This is a genomic window from Geomicrobium sp. JSM 1781026, assembly GCF_041949955.1.
Taxonomy (GTDB): domain Bacteria; phylum Bacillota; class Bacilli; order Bacillales; family Marinococcaceae; genus Geomicrobium_A.
In genome coordinates this window covers 81,426-108,067 of sequence record NZ_JBHFQF010000005.1, presented here as the reverse complement: position 1 = coordinate 108,067, position 26,642 = coordinate 81,426, and the positions used below count along the sequence as shown (strand labels likewise).

The 26,642-nt window shown below is 43.0% G+C and carries 24 protein-coding genes; 10 read left to right on the top strand and 14 right to left on the bottom strand.

The annotated features are described in order from the left end of the window. Positions 1 to 163: 163 nt before the first annotated feature. The 4 genes from guaA to ACE1TF_RS10220 form a co-directional block, all read right to left on the bottom strand. Entirely contained in the window at positions 164 to 1,705 is a 1,542-nt protein-coding gene (gene guaA / locus ACE1TF_RS10235) for a glutamine-hydrolyzing GMP synthase (RefSeq protein ID WP_042399866.1), read from the bottom strand. Between the two features lie 79 nt (positions 1,706 to 1,784). Then, positions 1,785 to 3,965: a transglutaminase domain-containing protein gene (locus tag ACE1TF_RS10230; RefSeq protein ID WP_375016470.1), complete on the bottom strand. Its 2,181-nt coding sequence runs from the start codon at positions 3,963 to 3,965 to the stop codon at positions 1,785 to 1,787. Then, on the bottom strand, positions 3,965 to 5,167 hold the full coding sequence (locus ACE1TF_RS10225) for a DUF58 domain-containing protein (RefSeq protein WP_375016468.1): 1,203 nt from the start codon (positions 5,165 to 5,167) through the stop codon (positions 3,965 to 3,967). The genes ACE1TF_RS10230 and ACE1TF_RS10225 overlap by 1 nt, the downstream gene beginning before the upstream one ends. Then, complete coding sequence (locus ACE1TF_RS10220) at positions 5,164 to 6,120, bottom strand: AAA family ATPase (RefSeq protein WP_375016466.1); 957 nt, start codon at positions 6,118 to 6,120, stop codon at positions 5,164 to 5,166. Before ACE1TF_RS10220 ends, ACE1TF_RS10225 begins: the two co-directional genes overlap by 4 nt. A 239-nt stretch (positions 6,121 to 6,359) precedes the next feature. On the opposite strand from ACE1TF_RS10220, the gene ACE1TF_RS10215 reads away from it, so the two are divergent. Continuing rightward, positions 6,360 to 6,818, top strand: coding sequence for a GNAT family N-acetyltransferase (locus tag ACE1TF_RS10215; RefSeq protein ID WP_375016464.1), 459 nt, complete (start codon positions 6,360 to 6,362; stop codon positions 6,816 to 6,818). A 70-nt stretch (positions 6,819 to 6,888) separates the two neighbouring features. On the opposite strand, the gene cyoE is transcribed toward ACE1TF_RS10215, so the two are convergent. After that, the gene (gene cyoE / locus ACE1TF_RS10210; protein WP_081829156.1) at positions 6,889 to 7,851 is read right to left on the bottom strand and encodes a heme o synthase; all 963 of its coding nucleotides are present in this window, start codon (positions 7,849 to 7,851) and stop codon (positions 6,889 to 6,891) included. A gap of 223 nt (positions 7,852 to 8,074) precedes the next feature. On the opposite strand from cyoE, the gene ACE1TF_RS10205 reads away from it, so the two are divergent. Further along, positions 8,075 to 8,857: a hypothetical protein gene (locus tag ACE1TF_RS10205; RefSeq protein WP_375016461.1), complete on the top strand. Its 783-nt coding sequence runs from the start codon at positions 8,075 to 8,077 to the stop codon at positions 8,855 to 8,857. Here ACE1TF_RS10205 and ACE1TF_RS10200 read toward each other — a convergent pair. After that, entirely contained in the window at positions 8,854 to 9,834 is a 981-nt protein-coding gene (locus ACE1TF_RS10200; RefSeq protein ID WP_375016459.1) for a zinc-binding alcohol dehydrogenase family protein, read from the bottom strand. The two genes, ACE1TF_RS10205 and ACE1TF_RS10200, sit on opposite strands and share 4 nt — an antisense overlap. 101 nt (positions 9,835 to 9,935) lie before the next feature. Between ACE1TF_RS10200 and ACE1TF_RS10195 the strand changes: the two genes are divergently transcribed. The 4 genes from ACE1TF_RS10195 (at position 9,936) to ACE1TF_RS10180 (ending at position 13,984) form a co-directional block, all read left to right on the top strand. After that, complete coding sequence (locus tag ACE1TF_RS10195; protein ID WP_375016457.1) at positions 9,936 to 10,805, top strand: YitT family protein; 870 nt, start codon at positions 9,936 to 9,938, stop codon at positions 10,803 to 10,805. A gap of 98 nt (positions 10,806 to 10,903) precedes the next feature. Further along, complete coding sequence (locus ACE1TF_RS10190; protein ID WP_375016455.1) at positions 10,904 to 12,226, top strand: Na+/H+ antiporter family protein; 1,323 nt, start codon at positions 10,904 to 10,906, stop codon at positions 12,224 to 12,226. A 177-nt stretch (positions 12,227 to 12,403) separates the two neighbouring features. After that, positions 12,404 to 13,561, top strand: coding sequence for an MFS transporter (locus ACE1TF_RS10185; protein WP_375016453.1), 1,158 nt, complete (start codon positions 12,404 to 12,406; stop codon positions 13,559 to 13,561). A gap of 66 nt (positions 13,562 to 13,627) precedes the next feature. Beyond that, complete coding sequence (locus ACE1TF_RS10180) at positions 13,628 to 13,984, top strand: hypothetical protein (protein WP_375016451.1); 357 nt, start codon at positions 13,628 to 13,630, stop codon at positions 13,982 to 13,984. 39 nt (positions 13,985 to 14,023) lie between these two features. Here the strand turns inward: ACE1TF_RS10180 and ACE1TF_RS10175 are convergent, their stop codons facing one another. The 6 genes from ACE1TF_RS10175 to ACE1TF_RS10150 all read right to left on the bottom strand — a co-directional run bounded on the left by ACE1TF_RS10175 (position 14,024) and on the right by ACE1TF_RS10150 (position 18,799). Continuing rightward, positions 14,024 to 14,323, bottom strand: a complete 300-nt coding sequence (locus ACE1TF_RS10175) for a hypothetical protein (protein ID WP_375016449.1) — start codon at positions 14,321 to 14,323, stop codon at positions 14,024 to 14,026. A gap of 66 nt (positions 14,324 to 14,389) precedes the next feature. Continuing rightward, entirely contained in the window at positions 14,390 to 15,157 is a 768-nt protein-coding gene (locus ACE1TF_RS10170) for a kanamycin nucleotidyltransferase C-terminal domain-containing protein (RefSeq protein ID WP_375016447.1), read from the bottom strand. Positions 15,158 to 15,177: 20 nt separating this feature from the next. Next, positions 15,178 to 16,269: an ethanolamine utilization protein EutH gene (locus ACE1TF_RS10165; protein ID WP_375016893.1), complete on the bottom strand. Its 1,092-nt coding sequence runs from the start codon at positions 16,267 to 16,269 to the stop codon at positions 15,178 to 15,180. Further along, a complete protein-coding gene (fosB, locus tag ACE1TF_RS10160; protein WP_042399838.1) occupies positions 16,253 to 16,684 on the bottom strand; it encodes a metallothiol transferase FosB in 432 nt (143 codons plus the stop codon). The genes ACE1TF_RS10165 and fosB overlap by 17 nt, the downstream gene beginning before the upstream one ends. Further along, positions 16,674 to 17,906: an MFS transporter gene (locus ACE1TF_RS10155; protein WP_375016445.1), complete on the bottom strand. Its 1,233-nt coding sequence runs from the start codon at positions 17,904 to 17,906 to the stop codon at positions 16,674 to 16,676. Before ACE1TF_RS10155 ends, fosB begins: the two co-directional genes overlap by 11 nt. After that, the gene (locus tag ACE1TF_RS10150; RefSeq protein WP_375016443.1) at positions 17,903 to 18,799 is read right to left on the bottom strand and encodes a helix-turn-helix domain-containing protein; all 897 of its coding nucleotides are present in this window, start codon (positions 18,797 to 18,799) and stop codon (positions 17,903 to 17,905) included. The genes ACE1TF_RS10155 and ACE1TF_RS10150 overlap by 4 nt, the downstream gene beginning before the upstream one ends. Before the next feature lie 211 nt (positions 18,800 to 19,010). Between ACE1TF_RS10150 and ACE1TF_RS10145 the strand changes: the two genes are divergently transcribed. From ACE1TF_RS10145 to ACE1TF_RS10130, 4 genes are all read left to right on the top strand, one after another. After that, positions 19,011 to 19,394 carry a hypothetical protein gene (locus tag ACE1TF_RS10145; RefSeq protein WP_042399832.1) on the top strand — a complete coding sequence of 128 codons (384 nt, stop codon included), beginning with the start codon at positions 19,011 to 19,013 and terminating at the stop codon, positions 19,392 to 19,394. A 111-nt stretch (positions 19,395 to 19,505) separates the two neighbouring features. Continuing rightward, positions 19,506 to 19,829 carry a PadR family transcriptional regulator gene (locus ACE1TF_RS10140; protein ID WP_375016441.1) on the top strand — a complete coding sequence of 108 codons (324 nt, stop codon included), beginning with the start codon at positions 19,506 to 19,508 and terminating at the stop codon, positions 19,827 to 19,829. Continuing rightward, entirely contained in the window at positions 19,822 to 20,370 is a 549-nt protein-coding gene (locus tag ACE1TF_RS10135; protein ID WP_375016439.1) for an HAAS signaling domain-containing protein, read from the top strand. The genes ACE1TF_RS10140 and ACE1TF_RS10135 overlap by 8 nt, the downstream gene beginning before the upstream one ends. Then, positions 20,367 to 21,122, top strand: a complete 756-nt coding sequence (locus ACE1TF_RS10130; protein ID WP_375016437.1) for a DUF4097 family beta strand repeat-containing protein — start codon at positions 20,367 to 20,369, stop codon at positions 21,120 to 21,122. Before ACE1TF_RS10135 ends, ACE1TF_RS10130 begins: the two co-directional genes overlap by 4 nt. Positions 21,123 to 22,516: 1,394 nt before the next feature. On the opposite strand, the gene phaZ is transcribed toward ACE1TF_RS10130, so the two are convergent. Together phaZ and ACE1TF_RS10120 are read right to left on the bottom strand one after the other, a co-directional pair. After that, positions 22,517 to 23,404: an intracellular short-chain-length polyhydroxyalkanoate depolymerase gene (phaZ, locus tag ACE1TF_RS10125; protein WP_375016435.1), complete on the bottom strand. Its 888-nt coding sequence runs from the start codon at positions 23,402 to 23,404 to the stop codon at positions 22,517 to 22,519. Next, complete coding sequence (locus ACE1TF_RS10120; protein ID WP_375016433.1) at positions 23,377 to 26,592, bottom strand: AfsR/SARP family transcriptional regulator; 3,216 nt, start codon at positions 26,590 to 26,592, stop codon at positions 23,377 to 23,379. Before ACE1TF_RS10120 ends, phaZ begins: the two co-directional genes overlap by 28 nt. Positions 26,593 to 26,642 lie beyond the last annotated feature (50 nt).

The following is a 26,642-nucleotide window of genomic DNA, read 5'->3' as shown; positions in this document are numbered from 1 at the left end:
TATACACATTGAGCTGTAAGTTGAAGAATCATTAATTTTTGATTCTTAATCTAACGACATTATCCGCTGTTCAACAAATTTCAATTTGTGTCATAACTTTGCTATGAAGAATAAAAAAGCCCTAAAAACTCGGTTTTACCAAGGCTTTTAGGGGCATCTGTTATTATTCCCACTCAATCGTCGCGGGTGGCTTACTCGTAATGTCGTACACGACGCGGTTGACGTGTGCGACTTCGTTTACGATTCGTGTTGAGATTTCTTGGAGCACGTCGTGTGGGATTCTTGCCCAGTCTGACGTCATGCCGTCGATCGATGTGACAGCACGTACACCTACGGTATAGTCATACGTTCTGGAGTCTCCCATGACGCCAACACTTCGCATGCCTGGAAGTGCGGTGAAGAATTGCCAAATCTCTTTGTCGAGTCCGTGGGATTGAAGCACGTCGTGCAAGACGGCGTCGGATTCCCGAACGATCTCTAATTTTTCTTCGGTAATTTCACCGAGGACACGAATACCGAGGCCAGGTCCAGGGAAAGGTTGTCTCCATACGAAGCTTTCTGGCAAGCCGAGCTCGGTTCCAAGTATGCGAACTTCATCTTTGAACAACGTGTTCAGTGGCTCGATTAAATCGAGGCGCATGTCTTCAGGCAATCCGCCAACGTTATGGTGCGATTTGATCGTTTCTGCTGTTGCTGTACCGCTCTCAATCACATCGGTGTACAATGTGCCTTGGGCAAGAAAGTCCATGTTTTCGAGCTTAGATGCTTCTTCTTCGAACAAGTAAATGAATTCGTTGCCGATAATCTTACGCTTTTGTTCAGGGTCGCTGACGCCTTCGAGCTTTCCGAGAAAACGATCAGCGGCATCAATTCGTCTCACATGAATATCAAATTTGCCTTCGAACATTTCCATAACGAGGTCACCTTCGTTTTTGCGAAGCAAACCGTGGTCAATGAACATACACGTAAGCTGGTCGCCGATGGCACGATGGACGAGCATCGCCGTCACTGATGAGTCAACACCACCGCTGAGCGCACAGAGCACTTTGCGATCGCCAACGGCTTCGCGAATCTTCTCGACTTCCATGTCGATAAAGTTTTCCATCGACCATTCGCCACTTGCGTTACACACTTCGTACACAAAGTTTTTTAGAAGCGCGTCGCCGTGCTCGGAATGGCGAACTTCTGGGTGATATTGCACACCGTAAAGTTGCTCGGCTTCGTTGCTCATCGCCGCAACGGGACATGATGGGCTCGTTGCATCCACGATGAAATTCTCAGGTGGGGCAACAATTTTATCGCCATGACTCATCCATACGAGTTGCTCACTCGGCAACGCTTTGAATACTTTTGATTCGTTCTCAACTTGAATCATCGCTTTTCCATATTCACGATGATTGGCCGCTTCTACCTTGCCCCCAAAATGATGGGTCATGAGTTGCATCCCGTAGCAAATGCCGAGAATCGGCACGCCTAAATCATAAATCTTCGGGTCGCACGTCGGTGCTCCTTCTACATAGGCACTGTTTGGACCACCTGAGAAGATAATGCCTTTTAAGTCTAATTGCTGAAGCTCTTCAGCCGTCACTTCGTTTGAGTAAAGTTCACTGTACACACCAAGATCACGGATTCGCCGTGTGATGAGTTGATTGTATTGACCGCCAAAATCTAAAACAGCAATCGTTTCATTCATTTCCTTATTCATTTGCTCGCACCTCGTGAATGTTTTATCTGCCGTTCGTGTTAAAATCCGAGATTAATTTTATCAATATACGATAGAATGGTCAACGCAACGACGAACTGCTCTTGTGAATATAATCAAACATTTTCTGGATATGACCATTTGTCTTTTCGGGAATAACCGGATCTTTAGCTCCATAATACAAGTCATGATACACATTCGTTAACACGCTCATTTGCTCATCTTGAAAACGAAAATCAATTCTCGACGCATACTCTAATAGTGTTTCATGTTTTGCCCGCGTTAATCCAATAAACTTCAAATACCACAACACAGATTCATACGCTTGCAAAAAGTCCCTTTTTGACTGAACTGACTGGTGTTTTCGTTTCATCCATGCATAAATGAGTTTTTTCCGTAAGAAAAACAGCGTTGCTGCGATGGTCACGAAGACTCCGAGTAGAACAGCGACTAAACCCGTCGGGAATGATGAGTCACCGCCTACAGCCGCTGCGCCTTCTTCCTCTTCCTCAAGCCCAGCGTTTTCTTGTTGCTCATCTAATAGAGGGTCATAATCGTCCATCGGGTCCACGTCTTCGGTATCCCCAATCTCGATGTCCGTGTACACGTGTGATGATTCATTATCAAAGCCAGGTGTCGGTTCAAACGGTACCCATCCGACATTAGGGAAATACACTTCCACCCACGAGTGAGCATTAGAATTCGATACCTCGTACACGCTCTGGTTGTCTTCTGTGCCAAAAAGCTCACCAGACGTAAACCCTTTGACCCAGCGACTTGGAATGTCTTGGGAACGCAGCATCACAACCATTGCGGTAGAGAAGTTATCACAATAACCAATTTGGGTGTCGAATAAAAACTGATCGACATAATCTTGTCCTTCTTCAGGGATTGGTACGTTCTCAATTTCATAGTCGTATTCAAGCCGCAAATGTGTCTCAATGGCCTTTACAGCGTCATATCGATTTTCACTCTCAGAAGTCAAATCATCGGCAAGGGAATGAACCCGGTCTGGAAGCTCGTTTGGCAATTGCAAATACCGGGACACAATCGCTTCCGGGTCATCACTGTCGTCTAATGGCGTATACTCCATCCGTTCTATCGAGAAGTCGGCATCGTTATACTCAATTTCCATGCCTGCTTCTTCATTGTAACCCGTCCCCATCTCAATTCTTCCGCTCACCGAATCTACATAATAATTCATGAGGTTGTCATTTGAACGAGCTTCTAAAAACTCTCCTTGCGTAAAAATCATATCATTGGCGCTAAACATGGGTGTATACGTCACATGCGCCGATTGCTCTTCTACTTCTGTGTCATTTCCATAAAGCTGCACGTTGCCTCTCTCTTCAATCGCTTCACTATGTTGTTCTGTTACCCAGCCATGACCGGTGTACACATGCTTGGACTCACCACGCCAATACCCAGGGTTATCAACGGATGCATACATGACGGGTGTATCATCCATTTCAAAACCTCCGCCGAGACGATCGTCATGATCCCCATAACCAATCCTGCGGTTGCCTGTATCATATTCCGTGCCAAAACCGCCTGCAGCTTGAATGAAAGGAACTGGATTTGGCCATTGCGGCGCCAACTTTGGCGCTGAGACAGCTGCAGTCGTTGCAATGCTAACGACGACTAGCGTGACGATCGACCAACGCCACCAGTGCCTCATGGAAATGTTCATATACGTTAATGATAACCGTGACATCTTTAGATGTGCAACGAGCACAAACCCAATAATGAACAGTCTGAGCATTGCCCATGAGCCGTCATAAAGCGTAAATGTATCAAGAACAGCAACATAAATAACTGAACATATAAAGAAAAACATCATTCGCCTGACGTAGACAACCCAATAAAACGTGAGAAAGCTCATGAGTGCTAAAAGAATCATAAACAAAAAGGAGCGGTACATTTCGTTCAAAGCATGCAAATCACCTGTAAAGATGAGCAGCGTTTGCTCAAACGTCATCGAAAAGAACGTTTGCCACCACGAGATTCCCAAAAATACATCTTGAAAGAAAATCGTATGCATACTATACAAGATTGCAACTGTGACAAACAAAAGCCGGAGTAAGAAATGCATTGAAATTGCATTGACAACAAAAAGAAATGCCGTTAATAACAAGAATACGTGCACGTATCCGGTATCCGTAAAATAAGGCAATGGAAATAACCACTCAGCCAATAAAATGTATGTGAGCAGATACAAAAATACGTGTTGAGGGTTTTGAAAAAAAGATGTCCCACTTTTCATCAGCTGCTCCTCCTTCTCGACACTCGACGTACATCGGTTTGATGAGTGAGCGGCATTTCTATTGTCGGAATACGCATCTGTTTGAATTGGATCGGCGCTGCTTCGTGATTTCCGTAAAAAACAATCACATGCTGCCCCAATTGTTTTAGCTTGCGAACATCCGCAACGGCACCGTCATGAAGGGTAGGGGTCACATAAATCACCGTGTTTAGAAATTGGAAACCTTTTTGAATGGGCGCGCGTTTCATACCTGCTGTTGGAGTGATTTTGACAAGGATATTCATCACGTGTCGTAAATGCGCATGATCTTGCCCTTTCTTCGTCGTATAAGAAGTTTCACCTACAGCAGCGAAATTCATCAGAATCCCATGTTCAAAACTATGATCGACCAGCCCTGCTGTCCATTCAATCGCAGACTCAAATGCACCATTGTCTTCCGACCTCGTATCAAACATGACCGTATACCCTCGACTCTCTTCACGGTCAAAAGCCTTTGTTGCTAACTTGTTCTGGCGGGCGGTGACTTTCCAGTCAATACTTGACAAGCGGTCACCGGCTACATATTCACGCACGTTAGAAAAATCCATCGTCTCATCATAACTTGATTTTGCCTGTCCACCGCCTTCAAGTTTCGCCAAGTGGTGTGGTTGCATCTTCCTTTGCAAAAACGAATCGGGGAGCGTGGCAAGGTTCGGGTATACACCAAGCTCATTCGTCACTTTTTTTATCGCTTTTCGGCGAAAGAATCCAATCATATCCCCTGTCTCAAGTGTGAAGTGATCGAACGGGTACAATCCACGTTTAACACCTTTGACCACATAACTGTATGTCTTCTCTTTGGCAAACAACATAAAAAAGAATGCACCAGGGTGACTTTCAATTCGCACCCCTTTTGGCACTTCATCCATGACGCCTAAATAAAGGAGAGGGAATGGGCCTGTTTTCTTTACGGTCACTTCAACCGTCGTATGATCCCCGTTCTTAAGTTGCTGGTCACGAATCGTACGGCTCACTTGCACAAACTTGAGTGGCGTGACGGTCGAGAGCATGCCAAGAACGACGATGGTTACCACACTATAAAATAAAAACCAACTAATAAATCCACCTTGAAACATGGCATAGCTGTATAACACGGCAATCATAATGACCGTGAACAACAGTCGGAACACGAGACCGAAAAAGTTCCCGTATTTGAACTTCATCGTACGCTATCTTTCCGGGTTGCTGGCACGTTTACACGCTTTAACACGCGTTCAATCAGGGCAGTATCTTCCCCTTGTACACCCAATACATCGGTCTGAAGTACCAACCGGTGACCGAGTACGAATGGTGAAAGGTATTTCACATCATCAGGAAGCACATATTCTCTACCATTCACATAAGCATACGCTTGACTCGCACGCATGAGCGCAATTGAACCACGCGGGCTGACGCCAAGCTCGACACCTTCAAGATCTCTCGTTTCCCTAACAATGGCGACGATGTACTGCTTCACCGAATCATCGACATATACGCCGGTGACTTCTTGTTGTAATTGTTCAATTTCATCTACTGAAATGACCGATTGCAAATGCGAAAACGGATGAGTATTCTCTGTTCGGTCCAGCATATCCAGTTCTTCCATTTCATTTGGGTATCCCATCTGAATACGGAATAAAAAGCGATCCAGTTGTGCTTCGGGCAACGGATACGTCCCTCCGTGCTCAATTGGATTCTGCGTAGCCATGACAAAGAAAGGCTCAGGCAGTTGATGGGTTTGACCGTCGACGGTAACCATGCCTTCTTCAAGCGCTTCAAGCAACGCTGATTGTGTTTTTGGTGAGGAGCGATTGATCTCATCAGCCAACACAATATTCCCCATAATCGGTCCAGGGCGGAATTCAAATTCTTGCGTGCGTTGATTATATATTGATACACCCGTGACGTCGGATGGAAGTAAGTCCGGGGTAAACTGAATCCGTTTAAAATCGGCACTTGTTGCTTTAGCTACTGAACGAACGAGCATTGTCTTTCCAACACCAGGAACATCTTCAATAAGTACATGACCACGTGCTAAAAGTGCAGTAAGCGTTAGTGTGATGACTTCACGTTTTCCGACTACGACATGTTCAACAGCTTCTATAATTTCTTGTAATTGAGTTCTCGGTTGATTCAAAGAAATTCCTCCTCAACATTCTCCATCTCCGTAACTTTCATCATAACATTAATTAATTCCTTCAATGATCATTTTTTTCTGTAATTTCTCCCATTTTTTTCAGTGATTCAATCGTCGCCTATTTGCTAAACGAAACATACGGTATACGAAAAGGCAATCGTATAGATGGCCAACCTATGCTACAATGATGTGAATTGATCGATTGTTCGGAAAAAATCCCATGAAGGGAGAGGGTCTCATTGCAAATTCGATTCGTGAATACGAGTGAACCGGGCATCGCAGAAGAAATCTTAACGGTTCAGTGCCCCGCATATGAAGAAGAGGCGAAAGTGATTGGATTCGACGGCATTCCTTATCTAAAAGATACCGTTCATTCGATTCAATCAAGTACGGAAACTTTTCTCGGTTGTTTTGAAGAAGATACGCTGCTTGGATTTATCGCCTTTGAAACTGAAGCGAACAAAGCACAAATTACGAGGTTATGCGTACTCCCGTCTTACTTCAGAAAAGGGGTCGCAACACGTCTCGTTAACCATTTACTCACCCATTCCATCCCTGAAACGCCTATACACGTTCATACTGGAAGCTTGAATACACCTGCTCTTCATTTATATCGGCAATTTGGCTTTGTTCATGACCATTTAGTGGAAGCACAATCGGGCGTATGGTTGCAATGCCTTACTAGAGGATCACCGTAAGGACAATTCATTGCAATAAACAAGCTGCCATAAAAGATGATGCTCTTTTATGGCAGCTTGTTATTTTTCATTAAAATACCGTTGCAACAATGCAATACAAGATAATCGTTGCAAATAAAATACTCATATGGTTTAGAGAGTAAATAAACATGGATTTCGCCCATTTTTGGGGATCCATCCGCCGATACCCGATCACACTAAGCAACAACCAGCCGACTCCTAAGAGGAGTGCAACGAGCACAATCCCTAAACTGAGCGGCATAAACAAAAAGCTGGCAAAAATAAGTGCAACTAAGTATACGTTCGTTTGCACGTATGTGCGTCTTAATCCTTTAACAACGGGTAGCATTGGCACTTTAGCAGCTTTGTATTCATCATGCTTACGAATGGCAATCGCGTAAAAGTGTGGCATTTGCCATAAGAGCATTACGACAAATAGTCCAAGTACACCCGCGCTAAGCATATCCGTTGAAATGGCTGCCCAACCGATAAGCGGAGGCATTGCTCCTGAAATACTTCCAATTTCAGTGTTATAAATCGACCGTCTCTTTGACCACATCGTGTAAGGGATAACATATAGAAATAGACCCATAAACCCGAATAATGCTGCGAGTGGTGATGCAAAGAATAAAGCGAGTAGCCCTAAAAGAGCGATTGTCGTTCCAAATATAAGTGCAGTACGTACAGGCATGACTCCCGTCACTGTAGGACGGTTCTTTGTACGTTCCATGATGCTATCAATATCTCGATCATATACATTGTTAAACGTGCCGGCAGCACCGATAATAAATGCTGAACCAATCGTTGCGAGCACAATTTCTGGGATCATTTGCAATGGACTTACTTGGTTGGCATATAAAGCTAGTGCTATACCCGCAAACATCGCAATCAGATTTGATTTAACAATCCCTGTTTTAACTGTCTCAGCGATGACTTTTGAAATGCTTTGACGTGGAACCGATAGGGAGGCAGATGCGGTTGAGGTCGTCGTTGCCTTATCCATTGTTTTGTCCACTTTTACATTACTTCTCATTGTCCCCCTCTTTCCTCTGACGCCGATGATATCTCTATATAGTCTACCATGATTCGCACAAAAAAACCGCAAATCCACAAATAAGCGTGTGAACAATATGTGGATGCGGCAAACGAGTCCAATTTTCTCATTATAGTGTACCCTCTCACTAGAAATTCTACAACAACGTTTTCTAAAGTAAAGTACAATGATAGGAAACAGAACCTTGAAAGGAGCGAGACTTTTGCTCGTAACCTCACAGCTCAGTAAAAAAATGGAAGCTGTTGAAGCGTATACGCTTCAACAGCGTTTGCAGTCATATATGGATCAGCCAGGTAACCCGATGGGTGTAGAAATGGGGGTGTTTGAAGGCGCAAAGGCTTTCATCGTAAAGAAAATCCCAGGCCCTTCCCTCAATACTGTACGACTTCTAAGCCCAAGTCACTTGCCATTATTACCTGAAATAATTGACTTTTACAAACAGCACAATCTCACGCCCACGTTTGACATCGCTCCTACGACAAACATTGAACCGTTGCTACGTGGTTTGTCAGAATATGGATTTTATCAAGCAGGGTTCCATGTTTGCCTTTTTAAGCCGATTAATCCCGACACGAGCATTTCCGACAATGAGTTGTCGACACAATTAACCGGTAACGATTCATCGTATTTCGGGAAGCTGTATGCCGGTTCATTCGCCATGCCTTCATCCTTTTCAGAAACGATTGGAATCAATAACGAGCAATTAATGAACGAGCCGAATTGGTTTTATTATCATCGAGACGATAGTTTTGGCGTTCTCCACATCGCTCGTGATGTGGCCAACCTTACCGGAGCAGGTACACTCCCTAAAGAGCGTCGTAAAGGGCATCATCAAAAACTGATTCACACGAGGATCGTAAAAAGCGCTCAGGCAGGTTGTTCACTTGCCATTGCCCAAGCGTCTTTTCAAAGTCAAAGCATGTCAAACTTAATAAAGGCAGGGTTTCTGATTGGATATATGCGTGCAATTTGGCGAAAACGTTAAAAAGACTCGACGACAATTTTACCAATCACACGCCCGCTTTTCAGTTTCTCATGAGCATGTGTTATATTCTGCGCATTAATCGGTGAGTATACGTCTTGAACCGTTGATTTTAGCACACCTTCGTCAAAAAGCTGAGCAGCTTCTGTTAATAATTCATGCTGTGCAATTTGGTCATCGGTTTCATACATTGAGCGAGTAAACATGAACTCATAACTAAACGTGATGCTTTTTGTTTTCAGTAGTGAAAGGTCCAAAGGCTCTTCAGCGACAATGCTGCAAATGTTTCCTTGCGGCGCACAAGCAGCTGTAATGCTTTCCCAGTAGTCAGATAGATGAGTGCAACACAAGACATACGAATACAAATCTTGTCCATCAGCTAAAATGTCTCCATGATTGATCACGTGATCTGCACCTAATGCGTGCACCCACTCTTTCGTTTCTTTACGAGACGCTGTCGCCGTAACGCTAAGACCAACCCATTTCGCAAGCTGAATTGCCATTGAGCCTACGCCTCCGGCTGCACCGACGATTAACAACTTTTTCCCCGCGTTTTCTTCTCGCTGCTTCTTCACACCCATTCGATCAAATAAAGCTTCCCAAGCAGTAATTGTCGTTAAAGGCACTGCAGCTGACTCGGAAAAAGATAACGACCGTGGTTTCTTCGCCACAATACGCTCATCCACGAGATGGTATTCACTATTCGTGCCAAGCTTTGTGACATCACCCGCATAGTAAACTTCATCGCCTTCTTGAAATTGTTCGACCTCATCGCCAACTCGTTCAACGACACCAGCAGCATCATAACCAAGAATTCGTGGCTCTTCAAACTGACCAACACCAGCCGTAAATTGTTTCGTGTCGACGGGGTTCACGGATACCGCTTTGATTTTTACGAGCAATTGACGCTCCGTAGGTTCAGGTTGTTGAACCGTAACATCTTCCAAGTTTCCATCATGATAAAATCCTACTGCTTTCATGATACACACTCCTCTCTTGATCTTATTTTCCATAATAAAGAAATGTACGAATATTGTCACAGTGGAAGTGTTATGATGATCATGATTAATGGAGGTGAAGAATGGTGAATACGATTAAAGATTTTCTCGTGATGGCGATGGGCACCTTATTATTTGCCATGTCCATCACACTATTATCAATGCCAAATCAACTTGCTGAAGGAGGAGTTGCTGGACTTTCATTACTACTCTATTATGGCCTCAATTTATCACCCGCACTCGTAACATTCATCGTAAATGGCATTCTTCTAGCGATCGGTTATCGGTTTCTTCCACGACGTATGGTGATGTTATCGCTCGTGAACATCCCACTACTTTCCTTGTTTATCTTTCTCACAGAAGGCCTAGGATCTCCAATTAACGATCCGCTACTTGCTGCAATCTTTGCAGGGATCTTTACAGGTGCTGGATTTGGGCTTATTTTCCGAGCACGTAGCTCCATGGGTGGTACATCGATTATTGCGAGAATGCTGAATTTTCGTTTCGGTTTCGATCTTACAGCTACGAACTTTATTCTAGACCTCATGATCGTCCTGAGCGGAGTTTTTATTATTGGACCTGTGTATACGATGTACACCATCATTGCGCTATTTATCGGAAAGAAAGCGACTGATTTTGTTTTAGAAGGAGTCAATACGAGACGGGCAGTGAATATTGTCTCTAACAAAGCACCTGAAATTGCTGAAGAAGTTGTCCAAAAAATGACAGCAAGTGCTACCGTTTTTAAAGGGCACGGCATTTATACACAACAAGAGCGAAATGTAATGTACATTATCGTACCGACTCCTCAACTGTTCTATCTAAAAAAGATCGTTGAAAAAATTGACGCTAACGCATTCATCGTCGTCCATCACGTTCGTGAAGTGTCTGGCGGCACATACGTGAAACGAAAAAGAATACAGAAACGAATTAATTCAAACTATTCTGTCTGATGAAAGCATACACGGTTGACAGTCTTGCTATGAAATGATAGATTACATTTTAGTTCATTAGTGATTTATCGAGCTAAAGTAATCAAAGGGTGATTCTCATGAATGCTGTTATTATTGCTGTTTTACTTATGATTATTCTAAGCCTTATGCGTGTACATGTAGTCATTGCCCTCATTATAGGTGCTTTGGCTGGTGGGCTCTTCGGCGGCCTCGGCATGGAAGGAACGATTGCTACCTTCAGCGAAGGCCTCGGAGAAAATGCCGAAATTGCACTTAGTTATGCTGTTCTTGGCGCCTTCGCAGTGGCGCTCACTAGAACGGGACTGCCACAGTTGCTCGTTGATGGGGCTGTTCATCTCATTGGCAGAAAAGGAGAATCGCGGTCAAAAACTTTGCCGAAAGTGCTCATTCTTTTCGTCATCTTTTTAATCTCTTGTATGTCACAAAATGCTATCCCCATTCATATTGCCTTTATTCCGATCCTCATTCCGCCAATTTTACAAGTGTTAAATGAGCTTTTGATTGATCGCCGAGCGGTTGCCTCAATTATGACGTTTGGTCTAAAGGCGCCATATATGCTCTTACCGTTTGGATTCGGGGCACTATTCCATAATATTGTTCTTGAAAATATGGAATTGAACGGAATGGACCCTGCCGGCTCATCGATGTCGTTTGCAATGCTGTTACCGACAGCCGGGATGTTCCTTGGACTACTCGTTGCTGTTTTTATTACGTATCGTAAGCAACGAACGTATGAAAACATACCTATCGAGAGTGATAACACAAACAAATCGGTAACTTACACGGTTTATTCCATCACGTTTGCGATTCTCGCAGTCATTGCAACGGTTATTGTTCAAATCATTTACGGGTCAATGATTTTTGCAGGTCTTGCCGGACTCATTATTCTTGTGTTTAGCAGAAATGTTCGATTTAAAGAATCGGACGCACTTTTAACCGATGGTATGAAAATGATGGCATTTATTGCTTTTGTTATGATTGCCGCTGCTGGATTTGCTGAAGTGATTCGAGCAACCGGTCATGTTGAGCAGATTGTTGATGCTTCCACAGCTTGGATGGGAGACAGCCAAGGGCTAGCTGCCATCGTCATGATTCTAGTCGGGCTTCTCATCACGATGGGGATCGGTTCTTCTTTTGCGACCGTACCGATTATCGCTGCTCTGTTCGTACCTATTTGTGCAGCGATGGGCTTTAGCCCCCTTGCAACGATTGCATTAATCGGAACAGCTGGTGCTATTGGTGATGCAGGTGCACCGGCATCGGACAGTACATTAGGTCCTAGTTCGGGTCTTAATGCGGACGGTCAGCACAACCACATTTGGGATACGTGTGTACCGACATTCTTACACTTTAACATTCCCCTTGTCATTTTCGGTTGGCTCGCGGCTGTCATCTTATAGAACGTATAAAGGCTGTTCCTAAAAGTCGGTTGACCGACTTTTAGGAACAGCCTTTTTCTATTGAAAGGAAATTGCCTGGGCAAACATTGACGGTTTGTGATTCCTTTTGAATCTGAAAATGTTTTGCGTTAGAATGAGAAAGTTGGATTAATTTTCGCAAAAAAGAAGGGCTTTTATATGAATTTCAAAGTATATGTATTGGCTGTTTCTGCCTTTGTTGTCGGTATGGTGGAATTGATTATCGGCGGAATTCTGCCGATAATTTCTGAAGATCTTGGCGTATCTGTCGGCGCTGCTGGACAACTCATTACGATTTTCGCACTCGTTTTTGCCGTTTCTGGCCCTGTGCTTCTCTCGTTAACGAGTCGGTTCGAGCGCAAAAGGTTATACTTAATTGCTCTTGCTGTTTTCTTCGTAAGTAACATCGGTGCCTTCTTAAGCCCGACGTATGCCGTGCTCGTGATCTTTCGTGTAATCACAGCGATGAGCGCCTCGCTCATTATCGTATTGTCACTCACGATTGCTCCCAAAATTGTAAAACCAGAGTATAAGTCTAGAGCAATTGGAATTATTACAATGGGGGTTAGTTCTGCATTAGTGCTCGGTGTTCCGTTAGGAGTCGTCATAGGTGAAGCATATGGTTGGCGCATCCTCTTTTTAATTATTGCTCTTTTAACACTCGTTGCAGGGCTCGTTATTATGAAGTTTCTTGACGCCATTCAACCAGAACAAGTGAGCACGGTTCGAGAGCAAGTACGTTCCTTACGCCACACGAAACTGTCATCAGCACATCTTGTCACATTGCTTGTGTTAGCTGGACACTATACGTTTTATGCGTATTTTGCAGAGTTTCTCAATGTGACGATGAATCCTGAACCTTTTTGGGTTAGTGTTGCATTCTTCGTGTTTGGCATCTCAGCCGTGAGCGGAGGGGGCATCGGTGGTTTTGTCACCGACAAAATCGGTCCGGAAAAAACGGTACTTATCTTTACCGTTCTCTTCTTTATCGTATTAGCCACCATGCCATTCGCCGTCAACTCGTTAGTACTATTCGCTATTTTTGTCGTCATATGGGGCATGCTCAGTTGGTCCATTGCTCCAGCTCAACAAGGCTATCTCATCAAAACGGCTCCCGATACTTCAGACATTCAACAAAGTGTGAACACATCGGCATTGCAGTTTGGAATTGCGATCGGTTCTGGCGTAGGAGGCCTTGTGGTGAATGGCTGGTCGGTAACAGCTACTCCACTTGCAGGCAGCGTACTCGTCATTTTAGCGCTTGGGTTTGCGCTTTATTCGTTCAAACAGCCCGCTATCCAAGGAAAAACGATTTAACCGTATCCAGTGCACAGACCGCCCACCTTTCTCATACAATAGTAACCAGAAACGTGAGGTGGTCGAATGAGCAAAAATCAGCAAAATAAAAACGGGCAATCAAGCCGAGATGCCGAGCTCATTCAAATATCGGAGGACTTGATTTACTTTGGGTCAATCCTGAATACCACGTCCTCATTTCTCGGCCTGATTGGTGTACAAATCGCTCGTGAAGTAGCTTCTCGTACAGAAAACACAAGTGCTGCAGAGGCAGCTACCGGCTTTGCCTTTCAATCACAAGTGGCTGAAAACTCACTTCTACTACGAGATGGTCAAGTCGCACCGGAACATTTAGAAAACAAACTTGAGCAACTTCGTACAGAGCTCAATCACGTAAACTGGAAGATTCAAAATTTGCAATCACAACTAAACCGCAAAAGATAACCCTCAGATCAATGCGCCAAAATGATCTGAGGGTTATGATTAAGACGTTTTTTCTTTAATCTTTCGTATACGTACAACGAGTGAGGCGATTAAACTAATAATCATAAGAGCCGCACATACGATCATTCCAAATATAAGCGTAGGGAACGCGAAAAGTAACCACGTCGCATCACTTAACAGCATGAATGCAATGTACATCCCACCACCAATTAAAAACCACACCATCATCATAATCCCAGGAACGATGTAAACATCTTTGAACTTTCGATAAAAAAGCCACGAGCCTAGTGTAGTCACCGCCAGCGCTGCTATGATTTGCAAGATTGTTATCCAGTGCATGCGAACCCTCCATTTTTTCTATTGCGCACTCTATACGACCACATCCTGAATTGCAACTTCCACTTGTTATTTAAACTGCGGCATTTCTCGTTCAATATACTGTATACCTAATTGTTCATACCATATGTTCAATCCTTCCCATAACGCTTCGCAGCATGCATAAACAGCTTTTGTGTCCTCTAACTTGCCTGTTAGAATGCGAGAAACTAATGGTTCAAACCCTTCCGGAATCGAATCTGCTGCAAGAGCTTCTTGAAACGTTTTCGCACGCGTGCTATACCAAATCCGGTTCCACAGCCCTATGAGTTTCGCTGTTTGCCAAACCAAGTCATATGCCCCGATTGGTATATAATGAAAGTTTTCCATCTCCATGTTGCCGCGAATTTTCCCCATTGTTTCATACGGCTCCCAAATCATAAAAATTCGCATCGTTGCTCGGATGTCTTGTTCGTCAATAAGAAGTGGCAACTCGCGAGCTCGTTTGAAAAGCGCACTTGGGTCGTGCAGTGGCAGGATGTTCATATACACGCCAGTCCGAATTGCCCAACTGTCATCTACTTTTTTTGCTCCTTCTAGAAACTGTTGCTCAGTTGCTACAGACAACTCAAGCTTAAACGGTGGATAAACGAATTCGTGCTCTTTTAGCGTACAGTTGTCAGTAATAATCACATGCATTTCGATATCTGAATAACGGCTAGCCGAGCGTGTAGCCATCGAGCCATACAACCCAATCGCAATGATCTCCCCCGAAAAATCTGCAAGCAGTTGCTCTGTTACTGAAGCGTAAAATTGCTCTTTTTCTTGAATTGACGTCGGCAATGGAAGTTCTCTCACACAAATCACCTCATACACTATTATTTCCCGGGCAATGTTTGGCTCGTATGGCGAGTGGCATACAATGCACCAGCGATGGCAAATAAACCTGCCGTTCCTTTGCCAATCATCATCGCTGTCATATGTTCAGGGCTCACCCCTGCGACAAACCCTAGATGACCACCAAATATAAATGCCCCCGCCACACAAAAAGCGGCTACAACAACCTTTCCCCGTTCATTCATATGTTTATATATTGCCAATGCAGGAATTGCATGTGCTAAAGATACGAGCAGTCCCGCACTGCTTTCTTTGTTCAAGTTAATCTTTGCCCCCACCGTTTGCAGAGGTTTTTCTAACACCTTTGAGATCACATATACGAGTGGCATAGCGCCGGCCAATACAATGACAATTTGTCCTAAAATCCCCATTCCCTCTTGTAACGGTGCGATGTTTGGGACCGTGACGAACAATGTATCGATGGCGAGTAGCATCAACCCAAAGACTGCAACAACCGTTACGGCCTTTCCAATTATCGTAAAAAGAGTAATCACCAATGACGCTTTGAACGTCAAACCTACAAATATAAATCCAGATAACCCGATCGCTGGGATTAGATTGTTCAGCATCATGCCTGTAGAAAACCCAGCCATCCAACCACCTGCTAGACACCCAATAGGAGCAAACATAATGCCTATAAGAATACCTCGAATAAAGTGCGGGGTGTCTTGCTTTTCAATGATTCCGAGTGCAACAGGCACTGTAAATGCAATGGTTGGACCATACATCGTTCCAATAAGCGCCCATGCGAAAACCTTCGCATCCTCATTGTAGTGAAGCGCCTCGGCTAACGCATAACCACCCATATCAATGGCGATAAACGTGTTAATCACTGCCGCCGGTTCGATACCTGTAAATCCATAAAGTGGGTCCGCAATTGATTGAAGCGACGTCGCAATGATGGGCGCGATCGTAGTGATGCCAACAATAATGATCATTAAAGCGCCGAGTAATTGAAATGCCTCATGAAACTTATGGCCAAGCCCTAGTCTTGAACCGAGTAAGTAGTCTACAGCTGCCACAATAAATGAGCAGAGAAGGACGATAAAGATTACGTCATTGATTGTCATCATTTTCAAAAAAACGCATCGGTTTCTTTTCTTCCTTATAATATTCAATTCGCTGATCTCTACTACCTGTATGAAATTCAAACCGATGACCGTCTGGGTCGGAGAAGTAGATGGAATGCCCTTCACGTTCTTTATCCCGGTCTCTACCTTCGTCGAATGAAATTCCGATCTTTGTAAATATCTCCTTTTTCATCTGGAGTTCTTCAGGTGTGACGGTGAAGGCCATATGTGTATATGAATGTGAAATTTCGTTTCTCGGAATGTTAGTCTGAACATTTAACGCAAGCCAAACTCCGGATAAATCAAAGTAGGCCATCCGTTCCCCTTCTACCAGAATCTTTGCATTAAGTGCCGTTTCATAAAATTCGATAGATTTCTTTAGATGACTAACTGAAAACGTAATATGATTAATCTCCATGAGAGACCCCTTTCGCCATCGTATGTTCTTTGTTTAATTCATAGAAAATCTTATGACTCCACGCAAGTATTGTGGAGAGCAGAATTAATCCTCCAAGAATAATAAATAACACCGTGAAATTGTAAGCTTCTGCAAGTAACCCACCAACACCTGCACCTAAAGGAATTCCTGCTTGTGCCAAAATTGTTCTGACCGCAAATACACGACCTCGCAAATGCTCTGGCACTCGTTTTTGGTAAAACGTCGTATTATTAATTGTAAAAAGCATGGCGATAAATCCTTGGACCGCCGACACGACCCAAGCGACCCAAATCGTTGTCGTAAACGCCAGTGTTGCCATCGCAACCCCCGAACACGTGAGACTGCCTAACATCACTACGCGCAAGTTTTTTGGAGACTGCCATATGCCCGCCGTAACAGAACCAAGCATCATCCCGATTGAAAAAAGAGACATGAATATTCCGTAGTGAAGTTCGGTTCCACCGATGTGTTCAAGGATATACGGTAAAAACATTGGTTGTGCCGCACCTGTACTAAAATTAATGGTCAACATGAGAATGCCGATCCAAAACAATACCGGGAACACCCGGTAAAAACCAATCCCTTCCTTAAACATTTGGAACCACCGTTCTCCAGCCGTTGACCTTTCTCTTTGGATTTTCGTTAAAAAGAGCAGCAACCCTCCGGAAACCGTTAGTACACTCGTAATTAATATGAGAACAAAGTTGGGTCCGAGAAACGCGAGCAATACTCCTCCTAAAGCTGGACCTAGCATCATTGTTAGCTGCATCGTTCCTTCCAACAGCGCATTACCCCGTTGCAATTTCGATTTCGGGAGTAGATACGCCACATACGCCATTCCAGCAGGACGAAACAGTGGTTCTGCTAGTCCAAAAACAACCGTCGCTGCAAATAACAATCCAATGGTCAATCCACCCGTTACCGAAAAAACAAGAATTACGCTAATCGCTAGAGCCCGCATGAGCTCAGAGAAAATCATGACACTTTTGTATTGCAACTTATCAATATATGGACCTGCTATGAGGTTCATAATAATATTTGGAACGGTAAAGAGGATCCAAGTAAGACTCATAAAAATTAATGAATCCGATAATTGATAGACTAAAAAAGAGATAATGAACGTCGTAAACGTGCTTCCGAGTGCCGATGCAGACTGGGCAATCCAGAGAATGACGAAAGACCGACTCATATAGACTTTCATAATGACTGCTCACCTCCATGCAAAAATTGCTGGAGCCGAAGCGTCATGGCGTCCATCCCTTCTTCTCTGTAAGAATACCGATCATTTTTTCCATATGTAGAATGCACTCGTACTAAGCCTGCAGCTCTGAGTGTGATGATGTGGTGATGCACCGTACTTTTCGCTAAGCCCATCTCTTCGTGAATTTCTCCAAAACTCTTAGTAGTTCCAACTAGGAGTCGCAAAAGCGCTAATCTCCGTTCATCGCTGAGTGCTTGTTGCACCCTTAAATAATAAGGAGCAATCGTTTCACGGAATAGTACAAGATCATCTGCTGAATACGCGTAATAAGATACATCCTCATAGTCTTTGTATAACACAATTGGACGCCAATGATAGTGGGGCGTTAGGATGACGGTGCGACTTTTTATATCTTCTAAGTAAATGCCATTCGTCACATGTTCAACAGCTTGTACCAGTGGGTATTTGTCAATAATTTTGTCGGCACGTTGCTTTTGCGTCCACAACCCCGCTGTCACTCTTGCCTCAATTTTGTGATAATACCCATCATACCACGCGCGCAAAATTTCATAAATTTCTTTTCCACCACTTTGAATGGAATACGGATTTCTAGGATGGTTCTCTGGCCAATGCCCGCTCTTAATCTGTTGTAAGAACTCCATAATTCCTTTAGGTTGTACATCACTTAACAACAAGTGTTGATCCAAGTATAGCAACGACTGTTCAAACGCGTCTGTGTCGATGTACTCCAGCTGTTCCTTAGAAAAAGACGTTCCCACTTCCTCTTTCCATTTCTGATTAAGATCAAACCGTTTTTGATGCGTACGATTTCTAAATAGTCTCAAACTAAGGAGAAATTCCATCACAGGTTTACACTCAGACTGAACGCGCATATCGTTCGACTCCTATCGAATAGTATAGTTCGATTTTAGTCGAACAATTCGTAATTTGCAAATCTTTTATCCTATGTTACCCTCGTATTAGTCAACTATAAAGGAGAGGATATTCATACTTTCTAAGTGGACGTGGTACCAACTCATTATACTTATCTTCCTTTTTACAGGGTTATCGTTTGCACACCTCATCTCCCAATGGATCGTGAATGTGTTCTTTTCCCCAGACGGTACGGTGATCCCTAGTTCGGTATCAGCATTGTTTTTGATTGTGTTCGTATTCGTTGTGTACGCGCTTTTCATCATTGAAAATAAGAAAGACCCGTCATTGTTTGATCATGCTTTTTGGTCCAAAGTGCCACTCGTATCATCGGTTGGTTTAATAATTCTAACCGTAGGTTTTATCGTTAGCTTTGAACTCTTTTCATTTTCCATGCAATCTCATTGGTTGCTTACTTTCGTCTTCATCTTTATCTTTTTAACCTTTTCTCTCCTCACCTCTCTTCTCTCTCGTACAAATGATAGTCTTCTACAATCCATCCATCTAACGATGGGCATTCTTGTTGTCGTCCTCTTATTGTTCGTATTACTTTAACGTGCGGTTGCACGTTTTTTTATTGACAAGATCCTTTTATCAGATTATTATTACTTTATATCGATCAGTACTGTTCATTAATCAGTACCGATTAAAGCGATGGTGATAACAATGAATGTTCAATTCAAAAAGGGTGTGCTCGAGTTATGCGTACTCATCCTCACGTCTCATAAAGACCGTTACGGGTATGAATTGGTTGAAGAAATATCAAAGAAATTCGAAATATCTGAGGGTGGAATTTATCCACTGCTTCGCAGAATGACGAAGGAAGAACTGTTTTCGACGTACTTGTCTGAATCCAAAGAAGGGCCTCCAAGAAAATATTACGCAATTACAGAGAAAGGGTTGCTTTTAAAAGACGAATTACTAAAGGAATGGACCCATTTTACACAAGGGGTTCAAGAAATTATTCACGGGGAGGATTCTCATGACTAAAGACCAATATGTATCCGTACTGCAACAACACTTAAAGGATATACCTGCTCACGAGCAAGAGGAATTCATAAATGATTATAAAGAACATTTTGTACTTGGCATGGAGGAAGGGCGGAGTGAAGAAGAGATTGCCGACCGGCTAGGTCCCCCAGAAAAAACAGCGAAAGAAATTCGAGCTCAATATCAATTAACTGCCGCTGAACAGAAGCCGACGTACAAAAGCGTATCCAAAGCCGTCTTTGCCGCTGTTTCCTTAGGCTTGTTTAATCTAATTTTTATTTTAGGACCATTACTCGCACTCATATCTATCCCGATTGCTCTTCTAATTACAGCAGGAACGCTCGTCATCTCTCCCCTTTTGCTGCTCATCCAAGAAGGGATTGGTCAGAGCTATTGGAATAAAGGATTTCTTATGATTGGCTATGTCGGTGTCGGGCTTTTGCTAGGCATTGGCACGATGAAGCTCATCCAGTGGATGTACAGCTTAATATTACGATACGTGAAATTTAATTTGAGAATGGTAAGGAGTGAGTCTAAATGATACGTATTAAGCCGATAGTGATTACCGCCAGTAGCATGATTCTCATCTCCATTATTGGAAATGTTGGACAATACATTGCCGGAACGAGTCCCTTTCAATTTGAAGATATGGACCAATCGTATACGTACGCAACAGAAGATATTGATCTCCTTCATATCCAAGCTGACGTCGGCAGTATTCAAATTAGGCCCCATGACGATGATGAAATTCTTGTTGCTTTAGAAGGCAGCCAAATGCGGATGCAAAGGAACCATGTAGAGCTTCAACATCGCTTAAACGATGCCACGTTAGAAGTCGTTATGGACCGAGAACCGCGCGTACAATTGTTCAGCATCTTTCCAGAGAGGCACACACTGAATGTTTATGTACCCGATGTAGACTTGGAGCTTGTGACCGTTTCAACTTCTGTTGCCAACATTGAAGCTCAGAATGTCTCGTCACAAGCTTGGCGTTTCTACTCTGATGTCGGAAGCATCCAAGGTACGAACTTAAATAGTCAAATTGAAGCCGAGACCGAAGTAGGCGCCATTCATTTAGACATGGAAGAACTCGTTGACGACGTGACCGTGCGCTCAAGCGTTGGAAGCATCACCGTTGCAGTAAAAGAATTACCGGACTTGATTCAGAGTCATGTACAAACGACGGTTGGTGTCGTTAACACAGATGCCATTACACATATCGAACCTTCTGGTGACGCTCCGAAGTTAGATTTACAAACAGAAGTGGGGAGCATTACCGTCGTAAATGACTAATCACAGCTCACTAAAAGAGGTGATTGAAAATAGTGCACCACTATCTACGTTACTCGCTAACGAGAACCATCGGGTCCGATCTATGTGGGATGAACGTAACGTTTTCCTAAATTGTGCTGTTTGGTGTTGGGTTGGCAAGGGTAGCGCTAGTTTGCCTAGTTTAACGATTTTTGCGCTCATTCCGCTAAACTCCTGCGCAGTTTGTTCCAACTGGGGCGCAAATTCAATGCCCATAAGCGAGTAACCCGTCGGCCTGAGCGCGGCCAAAGCCAAATCGGACTCGGTTCGGCGTGAACCGGGCCGACAGCTTGTGGGTACTTCGGGACGGGAATGTACACATGACCTTGTAATCTGTTACCGAGTTCGCTCAATCTGCTCCCTAGTTCATGAGAATATATCACTTTTCCTGCGATTTTCCTCAACTTGAGAACAGTTCGGTCGTAACTTGAGCACAGTTTCCACTTTACGAAGCTTACCATTGGTTCGTGCAGATATTATTTAGTTCAACTCATCTAAGTGGGGGTATAAAATTTCTGTTTAGGCCGTCCTTCTAAAAATGAGTACTCATCCAGGAAAATCCCATCAAAGACATGTTCGGGTCGCTGAAAATCGTACGACCTTTTAAGAAACATCCCTTTTTAACACGACAACGTCATGTTACAAGGATGATTGTGTAGTGAATAATCGTTCGAGCTTTGTGTCTAGTCTCTAATAGCATTCTATTCGAATTATATGAAAGAGATTTACAATGGGATTTAGTAGCGGCTAGTGAAGGGCATTTGGTAATATCCTCACATAAAATTCCCACAGTCTCCGCGGACTAATCATTGGCGCGAAGTATGTGACGAAAATCTTGCCATAGATGGTACTAAGATAAGATTTTCCTTGTTTTACGAGACGTTTTGTTGAAAATACTCCCATAGAAACGAGAAATTGTACCATAGGATGACCAATGGTAAGATTTTAGCCAAAAACGCTAGCAAATTCGAGAAAATCCTACCATAACAGATCACTACCTCATTCAAATCCGACATTGTTCGGGTTAACGAGCAACTGATGTGTTGTTCATTTCATTTATAAATGAGCGGGATGCAATTTTTAGAGCCTTTAATGGGGTTTTCTACTTATAGCAAGCAAAACACCGTTATACGATTTTCAAATTGTGAACACTAATCGTTTTTACTAAGTGAATGACCACAAACACGACGATTTGTGGCGATTGGAGTATTTCTATAAACCAAGTCGGAGAATTCATTGTCGTATAATTTACGTACTCATTAGCAATGCAGTTATATCTATGACTTTCTATTATCTTTGGAAGTTCTCAATCCGAGGCTGCAAACGTCGTGAATGTTCCTTCCCTCATCAAGAAAAAAGCGATACATTTTATATTTTTACTCGTTTGCTATAAATCTTTCAAATGTCTCGATGAGCTCCTCTAGTCGATCAATGGGTGGGGAATGCCCTGTATCTTGTAAGTAGCTCACGTGTACATCTTTGTTAAACGTTTGGAAATCTTCTATGATCTCTTCGGTCATGGATCGAACGATGACTAAGTCATCTTCCCCCCAAACGACTAGGGTAGGAGCTTGAATGTGTTCGATTTCCTTTGTCCCTTCTTCCAATCCATTATACGTATTACTCATGTTGAAATGATTGTTTGCGTAGTAAATATCGACAAGATTTCTTTGTGTGAGCATATCTTCCAAATATTCTTCGTAACGTTCAGGCTCAGGCTGATGGTTCGTGTAAATGCCTGCATTCCAAACCTTTTTAAGAAATGATTTATCTCGGTTTTTGTAAGCCTGTAGCGTAGGAATTGTGCGCAGCCCATCATTTTCAATCTGTTCTTTCGTGTTTAACCGCTTCCCCTCATGATCTTGAAATGGATACCCTCTCGTCGACAGTGAGGACATAAGTATTAAACGATCAACAAACTTAGGGTATCCGGCTGCAAGTTGCATCGCCACACCTCCACCTGTAGACCAACCAACAACAGATGCGTGTTGGACACCAAGCTTCTCCACGACCGCATGCACATCGTCGGCAAGTTCTTTTAGAGATTGAAATGACTGGTTGTATGTTGATTTGCCAAATCCCCTAAGGTCAATAGCATACAGTTTGTACGAAGCATCCATTTTCTCGAGAACTACATCCCAATGTTTTGAAGAAGTCATATTCCCATGAATTAAAAGAACAGGAACCTCTCCTCCTTCCCGTTCTCGGATGTACAATGTTTCACCATTTTCGATAGTCACTTGTTGTCCATGAATGACACACATGTTAACACCTCTCCCATCTTTAATAATTCGTGCATTCGTTGCAGCTCTGCTGTTGGCTCAACACCGAGTTCATCTTTCATGACACGCCTACATTTATCGTACGAACGCAATGCATAAACACGATTATTCAAATGATAATACCCAATCATCAAAATGCGATAAGCTTCCTCAAAGCATATGTCTTTTTCGATAATCTTTTCTGCTCGATCAATAGCCAGCTCATACTCTTGGGTGCGGAGAAGTTGATGTGCAGATTTCTCACACGCTTTAATATACAAAACTTGTAGTCGCTCCCGCTCATCAATCGTCCATTCATCAGCAGTCCGATCATTCATAAAATCCCCTTCATATAGCATGATGGCGTTTTCATAAAAGACCATTGCCTCTTCGCGGCTTTTCGCTTGATGACCTGCCGTTACAGCAGCTTCAAAGTCATTACAATCCATTTGCAATGATTGAGTAAAGCGTAAGCCATACCGGGAGGTAGCGCGCTGAATGAAGAATGGTTTTGAGCGTGCTAAGCGGTTCGGCTCTAATACATTGTTTAAAGAGTTTAGCGCAACTTTAAAATCACGATCTGCAACCTCTTCATTTTGCCCAGACCATAATATAGAGAAAATTTCTTCCTTCGATAATTGTTCTCTTCTCTTTGCAATAAATAATGTGAGCAAGTCTTTCGCTTTTCCTCGTTTCCAGTCCTTCTCAACGAGTTCTTTATCCCCTAGAAACACTTTCAATCCTCCAAGTGTTTGGATGCGAACTGTATACCCTGGATGAATGTGAACATCCTCTAGATTCTGCTCTTTTAATATTCGGTTGAGGTACTCGCTTGATTCGCTCACAGGGCCGTTGGATTCAAGAAGCATCGGGGTGAACACTTGCAAATCATTCGGTCCAAAAAACGTTCGTTTTTGTAAAAGATAATCCATGTTCTCTAGTTGTACCGCTTCAATGAACTTTCGAACGGTGGACTGGAATAAAGAATGCTTATTGTTTCTATATTCATTGTACGCTTGCCACATGAGCGCAAGTGTCTGGCCATAACGTTCGTCGCTCTCCAAAAAATACTGCTTACACTCATCAAGTTCTTTCTTTGCAAGCGTGTAGTTATCATTGTGAATATAAGAAATACCGAGACAAAGACGAATCAATGACGAGAGCCAATAATCTTCTACACGCTCTGTTTCCTTAAGCGCCTCTTGCCCATAGAATAGCGCCCGTTCGATGTTTCCTTGTTTCCCGTGAAGAAGACAAAGCCCCATAAACGGTTCAGCTTTTCCTCTTGCAACGTCAATTTCATCCATGATCGAAAGAGAAGTTTCATAACATTTGATCACAAGGTGTGTATTGTATTTCGTACATAATTGGATTGCATGACCCATTCTCATCCATCCGCATGCTTCAATGAATGGGGATTGTACATCAATTCCTTGAATGATCGATTGTTGTGCAAGTTGCTTTGCTTCTAATGAATTGCCCATAAATGCTTGAATAAGGGACAAGAGTAAATCAGTTTCTCTGTGAGAATTCGGAAGTTCTCTTTGAATACGGTTTTCTGCTAACTTCTTCTGACGCTCTAATCGTTTATATGCCGACTGAAGTCTTCCTGTTCTGAGCAGAAGTCTTGCTTCTAAATTCTCATAAGAAGTCATGTTGTGCTTTTTACTTATGGAATACCACTTCTCAGCACTAACCGCATCTCCAAGATTCACCGCATTCTCAGCCATCAATCGATAGAGCTCATAGATTTTATCAGTACGAGATTCGTCCATTGCTTCCAAACATTCCGCAGATTGATGCAACAAGTGATTGGCCGTTTTTGGTTGAATCGTGTCGATGTACACTCTAGCTTTTCCTTCCAATCCCGCACTTTCGAGTTCTAAGTTCGTCCGCTCTTTGCCGTGTTCAATTGCTCGCTCATAGCATGCGAGAGCATCTTTATATCGAGAGTGAACCCGGTAACAGTCCCCTTCGTACAATAATATCCTCGGGAACATCCGCTTGTGATCTATTCCAAGTTGTTGAATGCTTTCGAGCACCTTATCCACATTCATTGATTGAAACAGCTCTTTTGCATGCTCGTCTATTACTTGAGCAATATGAAGATGTTGTTCACTTTCTTCGTAATGATACAAAGCTTTCGACCAAGATTGTGTTGAGACATAGTAGTCTCCAATTTGCTTTTGGGCCGGTTTATATTGACCCATTCGAATATTTTTGGTGAGAAGAAATTGTTGCATCAATGGGTAAAGACAATCGGTTTTCCTGTTCTTATCATTAAAGATAAACCCGTCTTCTCTTAAACGCTCGAAGATTCCAGGGCTAACTTCACCGAATATTCCGGTATATTCTTCAATAAGGATTTGCTCAAGCATTGCCACTCTATACAATACCGTTTTTATTTCATCCGGCATATTAAAATCGATCTCGTCTAGAAAATACGTTTGTAAATCCCGTAACGTTCTCTCCAAATCATTGATGACTACTCTAAAGCTACTTCCATTTTTCATCGCTTGGAAAATGATAAGTACTGGTGAAATCCAACCACTCGTCAGTTTATGTAGCTCTAACAACTCTTCTGACTGCAAACGTAACATCTGCTCTTCACATAATGCCTCAAGCTCATACTCTTTAAATGAAAGTATATCTTGAGACAAATAGAGCAGCTGACTTTTCACTTTCAACTCACGAATGACCGGAAGTGAAAGAGAATATCTCGTGAGAAGTACGAGATGAATGTGCTCAGGTAAAAACCGAATGAGTTCATCCATGAAACTCAAAATATCTTCGGATCGATTCATCCATTCGCTCTGGTCAATAACAATCGTAAGTGGTCCGTCAACGTTTATCCACTCATTAATGACGGAAGCTGAGAGGCACCCGTCTCGCTCATATGCAAAGGTGCTGGCATTCTCGTTTTCTGTGCGAACCGCACGTTGTAAATACCGTACGAAAACTTCTAGGTTACTATCGCTCTCAGACATCGTATACCAGCAATACCTTGTCCGCTCACTTCGTAAAAATGAAGAAACGACTGTACTTTTTCCGTAACCAGGCAAGGCTTGCACAACCGTTAATTTATAGTGCTCGATCTTTCTTAGTAACCGAATGAGATGAGGACGAAAAAGTACATCGGTGCCTTTGCTAGGGGCGACTAGCTTCGTTTCAATGCATTCAGCACCTTTCATTCATCAAACCTCCAGTTCATTAAGTTCCGAATAGTTTACTTATTCGGAAA

Bases quoted from the DNA above. Each gene is read 5' to 3' on its own strand.
- guaA (WP_042399866.1), bottom strand. From the start codon at position 1,705: ATGAATAAGGAAATGAATGAAACGATTGCTGTTTTAGATTTTGGCGGT.
- ACE1TF_RS10230 (WP_375016470.1), bottom strand. From the start codon at position 3,965: ATGAAAAGTGGGACATCTTTTTTTCAAAACCCTCAACACGTATTTTTG.
- ACE1TF_RS10225 (WP_375016468.1), bottom strand. From the start codon at position 5,167: ATGAAGTTCAAATACGGGAACTTTTTCGGTCTCGTGTTCCGACTGTTG.
- cyoE (WP_081829156.1), bottom strand. From the start codon at position 7,851: ATGAGAAGTAATGTAAAAGTGGACAAAACAATGGATAAGGCAACGACG.
- ACE1TF_RS10200 (WP_375016459.1), bottom strand. From the start codon at position 9,834: ATGAAAGCAGTAGGATTTTATCATGATGGAAACTTGGAAGATGTTACG.
- ACE1TF_RS10195 (WP_375016457.1), top strand. From the start codon at position 9,936: ATGGTGAATACGATTAAAGATTTTCTCGTGATGGCGATGGGCACCTTA.
- ACE1TF_RS10190 (WP_375016455.1), top strand. From the start codon at position 10,904: ATGAATGCTGTTATTATTGCTGTTTTACTTATGATTATTCTAAGCCTT.
- ACE1TF_RS10185 (WP_375016453.1), top strand. From the start codon at position 12,404: ATGAATTTCAAAGTATATGTATTGGCTGTTTCTGCCTTTGTTGTCGGT.
- ACE1TF_RS10180 (WP_375016451.1), top strand. From the start codon at position 13,628: ATGAGCAAAAATCAGCAAAATAAAAACGGGCAATCAAGCCGAGATGCC.
- ACE1TF_RS10175 (WP_375016449.1), bottom strand. From the start codon at position 14,323: ATGCACTGGATAACAATCTTGCAAATCATAGCAGCGCTGGCGGTGACT.
- ACE1TF_RS10165 (WP_375016893.1), bottom strand. From the start codon at position 16,269: ATGATGACAATCAATGACGTAATCTTTATCGTCCTTCTCTGCTCATTT.
- fosB (WP_042399838.1), bottom strand. From the start codon at position 16,684: ATGGAGATTAATCATATTACGTTTTCAGTTAGTCATCTAAAGAAATCT.
- ACE1TF_RS10155 (WP_375016445.1), bottom strand. From the start codon at position 17,906: ATGAAAGTCTATATGAGTCGGTCTTTCGTCATTCTCTGGATTGCCCAG.
- ACE1TF_RS10150 (WP_375016443.1), bottom strand. From the start codon at position 18,799: ATGCGCGTTCAGTCTGAGTGTAAACCTGTGATGGAATTTCTCCTTAGT.
- ACE1TF_RS10140 (WP_375016441.1), top strand. From the start codon at position 19,506: ATGAATGTTCAATTCAAAAAGGGTGTGCTCGAGTTATGCGTACTCATC.
- ACE1TF_RS10135 (WP_375016439.1), top strand. From the start codon at position 19,822: ATGACTAAAGACCAATATGTATCCGTACTGCAACAACACTTAAAGGAT.
- ACE1TF_RS10130 (WP_375016437.1), top strand. From the start codon at position 20,367: ATGATACGTATTAAGCCGATAGTGATTACCGCCAGTAGCATGATTCTC.
- phaZ (WP_375016435.1), bottom strand. From the start codon at position 23,404: ATGTGTGTCATTCATGGACAACAAGTGACTATCGAAAATGGTGAAACA.
- ACE1TF_RS10120 (WP_375016433.1), bottom strand. From the start codon at position 26,592: ATGAAAGGTGCTGAATGCATTGAAACGAAGCTAGTCGCCCCTAGCAAA.